The sequence below is a fragment of the Plantactinospora endophytica genome (assembly GCF_016862915.1).
In the GTDB taxonomy this organism is placed as follows: domain Bacteria; phylum Actinomycetota; class Actinomycetes; order Mycobacteriales; family Micromonosporaceae; genus Plantactinospora; species Plantactinospora endophytica.
Map to the genome: position 1 here is coordinate 21,887 of NZ_BONW01000030.1, position 12,996 is coordinate 34,882.

At 73.1% G+C, this 12,996-nt stretch carries 12 protein-coding genes; 5 read left to right on the forward strand and 7 right to left on the reverse strand.

The window, feature by feature from the left end; translation table 11 throughout:
* Positions 1–26 precede the first annotated feature (26 nt).
* The 3 genes from Pen02_RS28630 to Pen02_RS28640 form a co-directional block, all read right to left on the reverse strand.
* The gene (locus tag Pen02_RS28630; RefSeq protein WP_203869241.1) at positions 27–1,313 is read right to left on the reverse strand and encodes an MFS transporter; all 1,287 of its coding nucleotides are present in this window, start codon (positions 1,311–1,313) and stop codon (positions 27–29) included.
* 104 nt (positions 1,314–1,417) lie between these two features.
* Positions 1,418–1,867, reverse strand: coding sequence for a MarR family winged helix-turn-helix transcriptional regulator (locus Pen02_RS28635; RefSeq protein WP_203869242.1), 450 nt, complete (start codon positions 1,865–1,867; stop codon positions 1,418–1,420).
* A gap of 86 nt (positions 1,868–1,953) precedes the next feature.
* A complete protein-coding gene (locus Pen02_RS28640; RefSeq protein WP_203869319.1) occupies positions 1,954–3,423 on the reverse strand; it encodes an NCS2 family permease in 1,470 nt (489 codons plus the stop codon).
* Between the two features lie 129 nt (positions 3,424–3,552).
* Between Pen02_RS28640 and Pen02_RS28645 the strand changes: the two genes are divergently transcribed.
* Entirely contained in the window at positions 3,553–3,801 is a 249-nt protein-coding gene (locus Pen02_RS28645; protein ID WP_203869243.1) for a DUF2530 domain-containing protein, read from the forward strand.
* 37 nt (positions 3,802–3,838) lie between these two features.
* On the opposite strand, the gene Pen02_RS28650 is transcribed toward Pen02_RS28645, so the two are convergent.
* Positions 3,839–4,660 carry a DUF3027 domain-containing protein gene (locus Pen02_RS28650; RefSeq protein WP_203869244.1) on the reverse strand — a complete coding sequence of 274 codons (822 nt, stop codon included), beginning with the start codon at positions 4,658–4,660 and terminating at the stop codon, positions 3,839–3,841.
* 118 nt (positions 4,661–4,778) lie between these two features.
* Between Pen02_RS28650 and Pen02_RS28655 the strand changes: the two genes are divergently transcribed.
* Positions 4,779–6,554: an MFS transporter gene (locus Pen02_RS28655; RefSeq protein WP_203869245.1), complete on the forward strand. Its 1,776-nt coding sequence runs from the start codon at positions 4,779–4,781 to the stop codon at positions 6,552–6,554.
* An 11-nt stretch (positions 6,555–6,565) separates the two neighbouring features.
* Entirely contained in the window at positions 6,566–7,198 is a 633-nt protein-coding gene (locus Pen02_RS28660; RefSeq protein ID WP_239141479.1) for a futalosine hydrolase, read from the forward strand.
* A gap of 29 nt (positions 7,199–7,227) precedes the next feature.
* Here Pen02_RS28660 and Pen02_RS28665 read toward each other — a convergent pair whose 3' ends face one another.
* Complete coding sequence (locus tag Pen02_RS28665; protein ID WP_203869247.1) at positions 7,228–8,061, reverse strand: GNAT family N-acetyltransferase; 834 nt, start codon at positions 8,059–8,061, stop codon at positions 7,228–7,230.
* A 455-nt stretch (positions 8,062–8,516) separates the two neighbouring features.
* On the opposite strand from Pen02_RS28665, the gene Pen02_RS28670 reads away from it, so the two are divergent.
* Positions 8,517–9,383, forward strand: a complete 867-nt coding sequence (locus Pen02_RS28670; protein ID WP_203869248.1) for a 1,4-dihydroxy-6-naphtoate synthase — start codon at positions 8,517–8,519, stop codon at positions 9,381–9,383.
* On the opposite strand, the gene Pen02_RS28675 is transcribed toward Pen02_RS28670, so the two are convergent.
* Positions 9,344–9,730, reverse strand: coding sequence for a cold-shock protein (locus tag Pen02_RS28675; protein ID WP_101368382.1), 387 nt, complete (start codon positions 9,728–9,730; stop codon positions 9,344–9,346). The genes Pen02_RS28670 and Pen02_RS28675 overlap by 40 nt on opposite strands.
* A gap of 36 nt (positions 9,731–9,766) precedes the next feature.
* On the reverse strand, positions 9,767–10,384 hold the full coding sequence (locus Pen02_RS28680; RefSeq protein WP_239141431.1) for an HAD family hydrolase: 618 nt from the start codon (positions 10,382–10,384) through the stop codon (positions 9,767–9,769).
* Between the two features lie 148 nt (positions 10,385–10,532).
* Between Pen02_RS28680 and Pen02_RS28685 the strand changes: the two genes are divergently transcribed.
* The gene (locus tag Pen02_RS28685) at positions 10,533–12,995 is read left to right on the forward strand and encodes a helicase-associated domain-containing protein (protein WP_203869249.1); all 2,463 of its coding nucleotides are present in this window, start codon (positions 10,533–10,535) and stop codon (positions 12,993–12,995) included.
* The last annotated feature ends 1 nt before the right edge of the window (position 12,996 follow it).

The following is a 12,996-nucleotide window of genomic DNA, read 5'->3' on the forward strand; positions in this document are numbered from 1 at the left end:
ACGGAAGGCGCCCGGCCGGCGCTACGTCACATGTCGGCCGGGTGCACCACGTAGAACCGGGGCATCGGGAGGATGCGCAGCCGAAGCCGGGTACCGGTGCGGTGCAGTTGCCAGATCAGCGCCGTACCGGCGGTGGCCAGTGAGATCAGTCCACCGATCCAGATGCTCGCCCCGGCACCGAAACGCTCGGCGATCCACCCGATGATCGGCGCACCGACCGGGTTGCTGCCGAGGAACACCAACACCCAGAGCGCCATCACCCGGCCCCGGAACGCCGCGTCGACACCGAGCTGCACCCGCTGGTTGGACGCCTGGGCGAAGAAGACCATGAAGAACCCGGTCAGCGGCAGCAGCAGCACGACCAGCCAGTACGTCGGAGCGAGCCCGACCAGGGTGCCGCAGACGCCGGTGGCCACGGCGGCGCCCAACACCGTCCAGACCGACGGCCGGCTGCGCCGGCCGCTGCCGGCCAGTGCCCCGGCCAGCGCGCCCACCGCGAGTGCGGTGGTGAACAGGCCGAACGAGGCCGCCCCGGTGTTGAAGGTGGTCTTGGCCAGTGCCGAGAGGGTGAGCTGGAAGTTGAACAGGGCCAGCCCCATCACCGACATCAGCACCATCGGCAGTATCAGGTCGGAGCGGCGGGCGACGTACCGGAGGCCGTCGATGACCCGGGCGGAGCCCCGCTCGGCGAGCGGCGGCAGTTCCTCGCGGTGCAGTTCGGCCGGGCGCATCAGCACCACGAAGATCACCGGAGCGACCGAGCAGAGCGCGCTGAACACGAAGACCGGGCCGACGTCGAAGAGGGCGATCGAGACGCCGGCCACCGCCGGGCCGATGATCCGGGCGGAGTTGAAGGTGGCGGCGGAGAGCGCGAGCGCGTTGGGCAGCAGCGGGGTGCCGACGAGTTCGGAGACGAAGGACTGGCGTACCGGGGTCTCGACGGCGTTCGCCACCCCGAGCAGTCCGGCGAAGACGAAGACGTGCCACAACTGCACGATGCCGGTGATCACCAGCACGCTCATCCCGAGCGCCAGGACGCTCCAGGTGCAGTTGGCGACGAAGAGCAGTACGCGTTTGTCGTACCGGTCGGCGAGGCGGCCGGAGAGCAGGGTGAGCAGGAGCACCGGGGTGAACTGCAACGCGATGACCACACCGAGCGCGGAGGCCGAGTTGTCCGATAGATCGAGGACGAGCCAGTCCTGCGTGGTGAACATCATCCACACACCGATCAGCTTGATGAGCTGGCCGGTGGCGAAGAGCCGGTAGTTGCGAACCGTCAGGGACTGGAAGGTGGTGCTCAGCTTTGCCCGCACTCGGGGTGCGCCTCCTCGGGTCGTACGCGTCATCCCGACCTCCGGCCTCGGCATTGCGGCCGGAAGGTCCTAGCGGACGAAGCGGACCCGGTCCTCTGCGGCGGTCAGTCGCGCGCCACCTTCTGCAGGATCTCGGCGGCGCGCTGGAGCGCGTCGCGGTCCTCCGGGGTCAACTCGGCGAGCCGGCCGGCCAGCCACTCGTTGCGGGCCCGGTCGAACTGGGCGAGCATCGCGCGGCCGGTGTCGGTGGTCGACAGGATGACCTGCCGACCGTCGGTCGGATGGGGGGTGCGCTGCACGAGGCCGCGCTCCTCCAACTTCGCGACGATCTTGGTCATCGTCGGCGGCTGTACCCGTTCGGTGTCGGCCAGCTCGCGAGGTGTCAGCGCGCCGGCCAGCTCCAGGCTGGTCAACGCGGAGAGTTGGGTCCCCGTGAGGTCGCCGACCGGCCGGGTCTGCCGTACCCGTCGGTTGAGTCGGGTGATCGCGTCGCGCAGCAACGTCGCAAGCTGCGCCGGTGGCATGCGCTTCGCCATCACCGTCCACTCCGTCACGATCGTTAGCCTAACTAATAAGCCAGGCTAACGACCACCGATTATGACCACTGTCACCGAGACCCGGCGCCGTACTGTTCCACAGGCTAGAACAGCACGGTCTCGATCGGGCCGCGCAGGAAGTAGAGCACGAAGAGCGCGGCCACCCCGTAGAGGAGCGGATGCACCTCCCGGGCCTTGCCCCGGGCCACCTTGACCAGCACGTAGCTGATCACCCCGGCCCCGATGCCGTTTGAGATCGAGTAGGTGAACGGCATCAACACGATGGTCAGGAACGCCGGGATCGCGATCTCGTAGTCGTTCCAGTCGATGGTCTTCACCGCGGTCATCATCAGGAACCCGACGATCACCAGCGCCACCGAGGCCGCCTCGAACGGCACCACCACGACCAGCGGGGCCAGGAACATCGCCAGCAGGAACAACCCGCCGGTGACCAGGTTGGCCGCGCCGGTCCGGGCACCCTCCGCGACCCCGGCGGCACTCTCGATGTACGACGTGTTGCTCGACGTGCTCGCCGCACCGCCGGCCGCCGCCGCGATCGAGTCCACCAGCAGGATCTCCCGGGTACGCGGCGGCATCTTCTCCTCGTCGAGCAGCCCGCCCTCCTGGCCGACCGCCACCATCGTGCCCATGGTGTCGAAGAAGTCCGTGATCAGCAGCGTGAAGACGAACATGATCGCCACCAGCACACCGGCCCGCTGCCAGGAGCCGAGCAGGTCGAACTGGCCGAGCAGGGAGAGGTCGGGAGTGTCCGCCACCCGGTCCGGCAACGCCGGCACGTTCAGCGACCAGCCGGCCGGATTCGGCTTGCCGTCCACCACCGACGGGCCGACCTTGGCGATCGCCTCCACCACGATCGCCAGCACGGTCGAGGCGAGGATGCCGATCAGGATCGCGCCCCTGACCCGGCGTACCACCAGGACCAGCGTGACCAGCAGCCCGAGTACGAAGACCAGGGCCGGCCAGGTGACCAGCTTGCCGCCGATGCCCAGCCCGACCGGCACGGTGGTGTTGGCGACGTCCGGGATCCGCCGCACGAACCCGGCGTCGACCAGCCCGATGATCGTCAGGAACAGCCCGATGCCCACCCCGATCGCGGTCTTCAACTGGGTCGGCACCGCCCGGAACACGGCGGTACGCAGCCCGGTCAGCACCAGCACCGCGATGATCACGCCCTCGATCACCACCAGGCCCATCGCGTCGGCCCAGGTCATCTGCGGCGCGATCTCGAACGCCACCAGCGCGTTGACGCCGAGTCCGGCGGCCAGCGCCAGCGGGAACCGGCCGACGACGCCCATCAGGATCGTCATCACCCCGGCGACCAGGGCGGTCGCCGCAGCCAGCGCCGGGATGGCCAGCCGGGCGCCGTCACCGTCGACGGCGTTGCCCAGGATGAGCGGGTTGAGCACCACGATGTAGGCCATCGTGAAGAAGGTGGCGAGGCCGCCGCGCACCTCCCGGCCCAGCGTCGAGCCGCGCGCCGTGATCTCGAAGTACCGGTCGAAGGCGTTACCGGCGTCGGATCGGCCCGCCGGCTTTGTCGGGGCGTTGTCCATCAGGTCCTCGCGAGGGGTGTACGAGCGTGCTCGGGGCATCGTTGATCGGGGCATCGTCCCAGATCACCGGTTACCGGCAAAGACCTTCCCGGTTACCAACCATTACCAGCCCGGCCGTACGCTGGAACGATGTCGGAGGAGGAGCCGCGGATCGAGCCGCTCGACCCGCCGATGGTCCCGTTCGCCGTCGCCGGGATCGTGGTCTGGGCGGTCGTCGGGCTGGTGCTGTTGATCTTCTTCCGGGACTGGCTCGCGGCACACGACCGCGAACACTGGCTCTGGACCTGCCTGGCCGGCTTCCTCGTCGGATTTCCGGGGCTGGCCGTGATGCTCCGACACGACGCCAACCGCCGCCGCCGTCGCGCCGGTACCCGCTGAACACGCCCGCCCCGACGCCCGCCAGGGCGACCCCCGGTCAGCCGTGCCCGTACGGCTCCGGCGGCTCGGCGGCCTCGACCGAGCCGGGTGCCCGGCTGACCGCGACCGCCTCGACCTCGCTGTCGTCGTAGATCGTCGGCAGCTCGTCGACCGGCGTCTCGGCCGACTCGACAAGCGTCTCGGAATGCGCGCCGCAGCCGTGGTCGGCGCTGACCGCCCGGCCGTCGTCGGGGGCGAAGAAGTTTCCGCAGACCCCGAAGGACTGGCGCAGCGCACCGGCCAGCGGGAGATAGAAGCCACAGGTGCCGCAGCGGGCGCTCCGGGGCGCGGCGACCGCGATCGGCGCGCTGGGCCCGTGGTCACCGTCATACCAGCGCTGGGCGGTCTCGATCCGGCCCTCCCGGGACATCACCCGGGACCGCCCGAGGCCCAGCTCCCAGGCCGTCTCCTCCACCGCGGGATCGTCGGAGAGCAGGTAGCCGGGGGCGAGCCGCTCGTCGTCCGCCGGGGTCGGCAGCAGGTCGCCGACCCCGAGGTCACCCGGCTGGAGACGCTCCTGCCAGGGCAGCCAGCTCGGCGCCAGCAGGGCGTCCGGACCGGGCAGCAGGAAGGTCTCGCAGACCGTGACGTGCCGGCTGCGCGGCACCCGGGTCACCGTGACCGCCCACCGCCAGCCCTGGTAGCCGGCGAGCCGACACTCGAAGAGATGCGTCACGAGCCGGTCGCCCTCGGCGATCGCCCCCTGGTGGTCACCGACGTCGGCCGGGTCGACCTCGGTGATGCCGTCCCGCGCCACGTCGACGGCGTTGGCGCAGACCTGGTCGAGACGGGCCGCGCGCGCCGTGGTGCTCCTGGTCACTCACCCATTCTTGCCTATCCTTGACGACGGGTCGGCGGCACTCCCCGGCACAGGCCACCACAGAGATATCTCGGCACAGATCCGACGGTCGTCGACCGGATGGGCGAGGATGATGCTCATGCCGCTGTTCACCCGCTCTGGGCGATCGGTTCCCGGGCGTGTCGTCGGTACGGCGATCCGGGCCGTCAGGCTGCTCTTCCGGGGTTCGGTGGGCAGTGCACGCTGGACGACCCGCCGGGTCGCCCGGGTACGCGCCAAGGGTGCCGGCGGCGAGGCCGGGATGGTCCGGCTCTTCGACCTGCACGCCGCCTCGTGTGCCGGCGACACGCTGATCACCATCGGCCTGGCCGGGACGATCTTCTTCAACGCCCCGCTGGGCGAGGCGCGGAGCAAGGTCGCGCTCTACCTGCTGATCACCATGGTCCCGTTCGCGCTGCTCGCCCCGGTGGTCGGGCCGCTGCTCGACCACTTCCGGCACGGCCGCCGGTACGCACTGGCCGCCACCATGCTCGGGCGGGCCTTCCTGGCCTGGCTGATCTCGGACTACATCCACGGCTTCGGCCTCTATCCGGCCGCGTTCGGCGTACTGGCGCTGTCCCGGGCGTACGGGGTGGCCCGGTCGGCGGCGGTGCCCCGGCTGCTGCCGGAGGGAATCGGCCTGTCCCAGGCCGGCGCCCGGGCCAGCGTGTACGGCTCGATCGCCGGTGGCGTGGTCGCGCCGATCGGGCTGGCCGCGTTCTGGTTCGGTCCACAGTGGCCGCTCCGGGTCGCCTCGGTGATCTTCCTGGTCGGCATGGTGATCGCACTGCGGCTGCCACCCCGGGCCGACTCCGACGCGCCGGAGACGATGCCGAGAGCCTTCCAGGCGCTCCGCCCCGGCCGGAACGGGCGGGAACGGGCACTCAGCCGCAGCGGCCCCGGCGGCCGACTGGTGATCTCCGCGCTGATCGGCAGCGCCGCGCTGCGCGCCGTCTACGGCTTCCTGCTGCTCTTCCTGGCCTTCGCGATCAAGGCCGGTGACCTGGACACCGAACTCTTCGGCCGGCGGCACGGCGCGGAGGTGGCGCTCGGGGTGGTCGGCGTCGGGCTCGGCCTCGGAACCTTCCTGGCCACCGCCCTGGGTACCCGGCTGCGGATAGTCCGCCCGGTCGTACTCCAGGCCGCCGGACTGGTCGTGGTCACCGGGATCGGGGTACTCGCCACGCTCTGGTTCTCGCTGCTGCTGGTCGCCCTGCTCTGCCTGGTCACCGCCGTGACCAGCGGGATCGCGAAGCTGGCCGTCGACGCCTCCATCCAGGAGCGGGTGCCGGAGCGGCTTCGGGCGACCGGGTTCGCGCACTCCGAGACGGTGCTCATGCTGGCCTTCGTGGCCGGTGGCGGGCTCGGCCTCGTACCGCTGGCCGGCCGGGTCGGGATCGGCCTGCTCACCGGCCTCGCCGCCGTCGGCACCGTCTGGGCGTTGGTCGTGGCCACCCGGCTGCGCGGCGAGCGGCTCTCCGGGCGGGCCATGGCCGACGGCGAGTCGCCCGAGGAGACCCGACCCGATGCGGCCCGGTCCGACACAGCCCGGCCCGACGCGGCCCGTACAGGCCCGGCCCGGTCCGACACAGCCCGGTCCGACGCGGCCCGTCCCGCCCCGAACCGGGTCGACGCGGGTCGGTCCGAGCCGGACCAGCCCGGTGAGCAGCGGGTGAGCGGCGACCCGGCACCCACCTCACCCGCGCCCACGGTCAACCGGCGCCCCGACGGCGAGCCGCCGGCCGCCGCACCGGAGGATGACGGCGAGGATCCGGAACTGGCGCCGCCGGGCTACCACATCTATCGGCCGTCCTCCGCCGTACCCGGCCCGGGGCCGGGCGACGAGGGCTCGCGCCGGGAAACCCGGGGGAAGTAGTGGGCGACGGGATACTCGTGGTCACGGCCGTCGAGGCCGAGGCCGAGGCGGTACGCGCCGGTCTGGTCTCCGACGTGCTCACCGTCGCGCCGGTCGGGGTGGGTCCGGCCGCTGCCGCCGCCGGCACCGCCCGGCTGGTCGCGCTCGCCGAGGCGGCCGGACGACCGTACCGGGGGGTGCTCAGCGCAGGCATCGGCGGCGGCTTCCCCGGCCGGGCCCCGGTCGGCGGGACCGTGCTCGCGACCCGCAGCGTCGCGGCCGACCTCGGCGCCGAGTCGCCGGACGGCTTCCTCACCCTCGACGAGCTGGGCTTCGGCACCACCAGCCTGCCCGCCGACCCGGCCCTGCTGGAGGTGCTCCGGGCCGGGCTGCCGCAGGCGGTCACCGGGGCGGTCCTCACCCTCAACACCGTGACCGGCACCGCCGCGTCCAGCGCCGCCCTGCTGGCCCGGCACCCGGACGCGGTGGCCGAGGCGATGGAGGGGTACGGGGTGGCGACCGCCGCAGCCGCAGCCGGTCTGCCCTTCGCCGAGCTGCGTACGATCTCCAACCCGATCGGGCCCCGGGACCGCTCGGCCTGGCGGATCGGCGACGCCTTCGCCGCGCTCACCGCCGCCTTCGCCACGGTCGGCCAGAAGCTCTGAGTCGATCTGTGAGCTGATCTTCGGTCACTTCAGTCGGGCCGGTGCAGGGTCAGCCGCATCGGCCGGCTCGCCTGCGGAAGGAAGCCACAACGGATCAGAAACTCCACTCCGTGGAACTCGGTGACCGCCTGGGCCACCCGGATTCCGGTCCGGTCCATCTCGGCCAGCAGTTCGGCGAGGAGGCGACGCCCGATGCCCAGCCCTCGGCACTCCGCCACGACCACCACCCCGTCCAGCAGCACCTCCCGGTCCGGCTCCGCCGGTGAACGGAATTCGGTCGGGCACCGCCCGCGCAGGTGTGCCCGCAGTTCACCGATCAGCTCACCGTCGGGCAGTTCGGCCACCCACTGCCAGCCATCCGGTGGGAGGTCATCGGTCACCGCACGCACTCGGACCCGACGGCGGACGTCCTCCCGCCAGCGTCGCCGGTCCCGCCGGTCCCGGCACAGGTCGAAGGTCGCGGTCGGCACCCTGATCGGCCAGCGCTCGGGCGGCAGCGTGTACCAGTGCGCCCACCAGGCACCCGGCCAGTCCTTCGGCTCGTGCACGTCCCGCACGTCGAGATGTGCCGGGTAGCGTCGGCCGCGCTCGTCACGCCGCTCCTCGTGCGGGTGCGGCGCCAACCCGCCCAGCCCGAACCCGCCACCGGCCGCCAGCACCAGCCGCTCGACAGTGCGAAACTTCGGGTCCCTGGCCCGGCCCGCCTCGATCCGCGAAATCGTGCTCTTCGGCACGCCCGCCCGGTCCGCCAGCTCGCGCTGGCTGAGATCGGCCCGTCGGCGAAGCGTCCGCAACAGCCCACCCAGGTCGAGCGGCTCGTCCTGCTGCCCAACTCCGAACGCCGGCTGCTCCGCCACAGGCACCGCCTGCTCCGCCACAGGCACCGCCTGCCCCGCCACCGACGTCCCCTGCCCCGTCATGGACGTCGATGATTCCGGGTCGTGCCAACCCTGCCAACCCCGATCCGTCAACCTGTGGACAACCCTGCGGACAGGCGTGTGCGAGACGCCTCGGAACTGCCAACGACCTCCTGGTTTGAAGACTGTCGAGCTGCCCCGCTTGTGCACCCGCCTCCCTGCGCACTTCCACCTCCGCACCACCTCCGCACCATCGCTGCCCCCTCCCCCGCTGCCCCGCCTGTGCACCCAGCTCTACAGTCCCGCACCACACCACCCACCGACGCCAGCCATCCGCTGCCCCACCCTGCACCCAGCTCGACAGTCTTCGCACGGGTAGCGGTACGGCAGCGAGGGTGACCTAGTCAACCGGTGGTGGCCGGCCCGGTGGCGGCGGGAGCGACCGGGGATACGGTGGGCGCGTGGCGCTCTCCCTGGCGATCTCGCCCTGCCCCAACGACACCTTCGTGTTCCACGCTCTGGTGCACGGGCTGGTGCCCGGCGCCCCGCCGGTGGACCTCACCTACGCCGACGTGGACGTCACCAACACCGCCGCCGAGCGTGGTGCGTACGACCTGGTGAAGGTGAGTTACGCGGCGCTGCCCTGGCTGCTCGACGACTACCACCTGCTGCCCTGTGGCGGGGCGCTCGGCCGGGGCTGCGGACCACTGGTGCTGACCCGGGGCGACGGGCCTGACGGCGGATCTGGCAACGGCACCGGCAGCCGCGCCGACCTGACCGGGGCGACGGTGGCGGTACCCGGCGACCGGACCACGGCGTACCTGCTGTTCCGGCTCTGGTCGGCCCAGCGGCCTCCGGCCCGGATCGAGGTGGTCCCGTTCCACGAGATCATGCCGGGCGTGGCGGCCGGCCGGTACGACGCCGGGCTGGTCATCCACGAGGCCCGGTTCACGTACCCCCGGCACGGGCTGACCGCCCTGGTCGACCTCGGCGAGTGGTGGGAGGCCGACACCGGCCTGCCGATCCCGCTCGGCGCGATCCTGGCCCGGAAGGGCGCCGTCGACCCGGCCGAGGCGACCGGCTGGATCCGCGAGTCGGTACGCCGGGCCTGGGCCGACCCGGCCGGCACCGAGGCGTACGTGCTCGCGCACGCCCAGGAGATGGAGCGCGACGTGGTCGACCGGCACATCGCGCTCTACGTCAACGAGTTCACCGCCGAGCTGGGCGCCGAGGGTCAGGCTGCGGTCGACGCCCTGCTCGGCCGGGCGGCGGCGGCCGGGCTGACCCCTCAGATCTCCAGTTCGCGGGCGACCGCGTGGACGAGCTGAGCCACCGTCTGCGCGGTCTTGCGGTCGGGGAACCGGCCCCGGCGCAGGTCCGGCTGGACCTTCGCCTCCAGTACCTTGATCATGTCTTCGACCAGGCCGTGCAGCTCCTCGGCCGGCCGGCGGCGAAGCTCCGCCATGGACGGTGGCGCGTCGAGCAGCTTCACCCCGAGCGCCTGTGCGCCCCGGCGGCTGTCCACCACGCCGAACTCGACCCGCTGGCCGCCCTTCAGGTCGGTGACACCAGCCGGCAGCGCGCCCTTCGGCAGGAACACGTCGCCACCCTCGTCACTGGTGACGAACCCGTATCCCTTGGCCGCGTCGTACCACTTCACTCGACCCGTCGGCACCTGAAGACCTCGACTCCCCTGATGAGATTGCTGTCCTCACAAGGCTAGCCGCATCAGCCGCCGAAGCGCCTGTGGGAATCCGCTAAGGTCGGCGACCACCAGATCGGCACCGGCCGCCCGCAGCTCGTCGGCGTCGTGCGCGCCGGTGGTCACGCCGAGCCCGGGGATCCCGGCGGTCCGCGCGGCCAGCATGTCGGCCACGTGGTCACCGACGTACAGTTCCGCGCCGTGCATGGTCAGCGCGGTCGCCTTCTCCGCCGCGAAGAGATCGCCGACCAGCTCGTCCACCCGCATGCCGAGGTGTTCCAGGTGCAGCCGGGCCAGCGGTCCGTGCTTGGCGGTGACCACCATCGATCGCAGGCCGGCCGCGCGCAGCTCGTCGAGCGCCTCGACCGCACCGGGCAGCGGCCGGGACATCGTGATCGCGTGCTCCGGATAGAGCGACCGGTAGATCGAGACCACCTCGTCCAGCCGGTCGGCCGGAAACCAGTTCCGCAGTTCGGTGGCGAGCGGCGGGCCGAGCCGGCTCACCACGAGATCGGTGTCGACGTACACCCCGGTCGCGGCGGAGAGCGCCCGGAAGGCGGCGGCGATCCCGGGTCGGGTGTCGAGCAGGGTCATGTCGAGGTCGAACCCGACCGCAGGGGGTGTCACGCGGCCATGGTCGCATGATCTCCCAGCCCGACCCCACCGCTCCTCGGCGAGCGACCGCGGGACCGACGCAGCCGACGGACCCGGACCACCGACCGACCGCGTGACCGACGCGCACGACCGGCGCCTGGCCGGATAGCGTGGAAAGACGATGACCACACTCGCCGACACCCTGCGGGCGCTGCCCGACGAGGCGCTGGCCGCCCTGTTCCGGCTGCGTCCGGACCTCGTCGTGCCGGTACCGACCGATCTGTCCGCCCTGGCGGTCCGCGCCCAGTCCCGGGTGTCGGTGGCCCGGGCGCTGGACGGGCTCGACGAGTTCACCCTGCGGATCCTGGACGCGGCGCGGCTCACCCGTGACGAAGATCATGGCGAGACGTCGACGGAGAGCATTCTCACCCTGTCCGCCGGGGCCGCCCGCCGGGTGGACCGGGCTGCGGTCCGGTCCGCCGTCGACCGGCTGCGGGCGCTCTTCCTGCTGTACGGGCCGACGGAGTCGCTGCACGTGGTGCCGGGCGTGGACGAGGTCTGCTCGCCGTACCCGGCAGGGCTGGGCCGACCGGCGGCGGAGCTGGACCCGGAGACGGCCGCGCTGGTCGCGGACCCGGCGAAGCTGCGCCGGACGCTGCTCGCGGCACCGCCACCGGCCCGGGCGATCCTGGACCGGCTCGCCGCCGGGCCCCCGGTCGGCACGCTGCCGGCCACCGCCGCGCCCGGCGAGGGCGCCGCCGCACCGGTCTCCTGGCTGGTCGACAACCGCCTGCTGGTGCCGGTCACCGAGCCCAGCGGCCTGGCCGGCAAGCCGACCGCCGTCGAGCTGCCCCGGGAGATCGGCCTGCTGCTGCGCCGCGAGTCCGGCCCGCTCGGCCCGCTGCGTCCGACGCCGCCGCCGGTGGCCGGCGCGGCCCGGGAGCCGAAGGCCGCCGACTCGGCCGGGGCCGGCCAGGCGATGGAGGCGGTACGGCACACCGAGGCACTGCTCGAACAGCTCGCCGCCGAACCCGCCCCGGTACTCCGCTCCGGCGGTCTCGGGGTACGCGACCTGCGCCGGCTGGCCCGGGGCGGCGGGCTGGACGAGTCGACCACCGCCCTGCTGCTGGAGGTGGCGTACGCGGCGGGGCTGGTCGGCGAGGTGGACCTGCCCGGCACCGTCACCGCCCGGAACGGTGCGGACCAGCAGATGCTGCCGGCCGCCGGGTACGAGGGCTGGCGGGACGGCTCGCTGGCGCACCGCTGGGAGCACCTGGCGCGGGCCTGGCTCACCATGACCCGACAGGTGGGACTCGTCGGCCAGCGCGACGACCGGGACCGGCCGATCACGGTGCTCTCCGCCGAGGCGGAGCGGGCCGGGGTGCCGGCGGTACGCCGGGCCGTCCTCGACGTGCTGGCCGACCTCGAACCGGGTACCGCGCCGGGGCCGGACGAGGTGGTCGACCTGCTCGCCTGGCGGGCACCCCGGCGCAGCCTGGGCCGGGACACCGGCCAGCGGGAGGTACTCGCCGAGGCGGCGTTGCTCGGCGTCACCGGGCTCGGCGCGCTCACCACGTACGGGCGGCTGCTGCTGGCGCAGTGGACCGCCGGGGACACCCGGATCGGCGAGACCGGCGACGACCCGCTCGGCGTCCGGCCGGACGCGGACGGGGCGGCCGGCGGTGGTTCGGCGGCGGTCCGGGCCCTGGACGCGCTGCTGCCGGCACCGGTCGACCACTTCCTGGTGCAGGCCGACCTGACCGTGGTGGTACCCGGGCCGCCGGAGCCGACCGTCGCCGCCGAACTGGCCACGGTGGCCGAACACGAGTCGGCCGGCGGCGCCAGCGTCTACCGGGTGACCGGGGCGAGCGTGCGCCGGGCGCTGGACGTCGGCTACGCCGCCGAGGACCTGCACTCGCTCTTCGCCCGCCGGTCCCGGACCCCGGTGCCGCAGGGCCTGACATATCTGATCGACGACGTGGCCCGCAAGCACGGCGGGCTCCGGGTCGGCTCCGCCGGGGCGTACCTGCGCAGCGACGACGAGGCACTGCTCGCCGAGGTACTCGCCGACCGCCGGCTCGCCCCGATGTCGCTGCGCCGGCTGGCGCCGACGGTGCTGACCACTCCGCACCTGGTGGGGCGGCTGCTCACCGCGCTGCGCGAGGCCGGGTACGCGCCGGTCTCCGAGGACGCCAGCGGGGCGACGGTGCTGAACCGGCCGAAGGTGCGCCGGGCGGCGGCCCGGGGCTCGGTGGCGAACCGGGTCACCGATCCGCTCGCCACCCCGAGGCTGAGCACGCCCCGGCTGCTCGGCATCGTGGAGCAGATCCGCCGGGGCGACGCGGCGGCCCGGGCGGCCCGCCGGGCGCCGAGCACGGTCCGTGGGGCGGGTCGGCCGGGCGGGGCCGGGCCGGGGATGCCGACGGCGCACGCGCACAGCCAGGCGCTGGCCGTACTCCAGCAGGCGGTCCGGGACAAGGCACTGGTCTGGGTCGGGTACGTCGACGCGCACGGCGCGACCGCGTCCCGGCTGGTCCGGCCGGTGTCGATCGGCGGCGGTTACCTGCGCGCCGAGGACGAGCGCACCGAGATGCTGCACACCTTCGCACTGCACCGGATCACGGCGGCCGTACTCGACGAGTGAG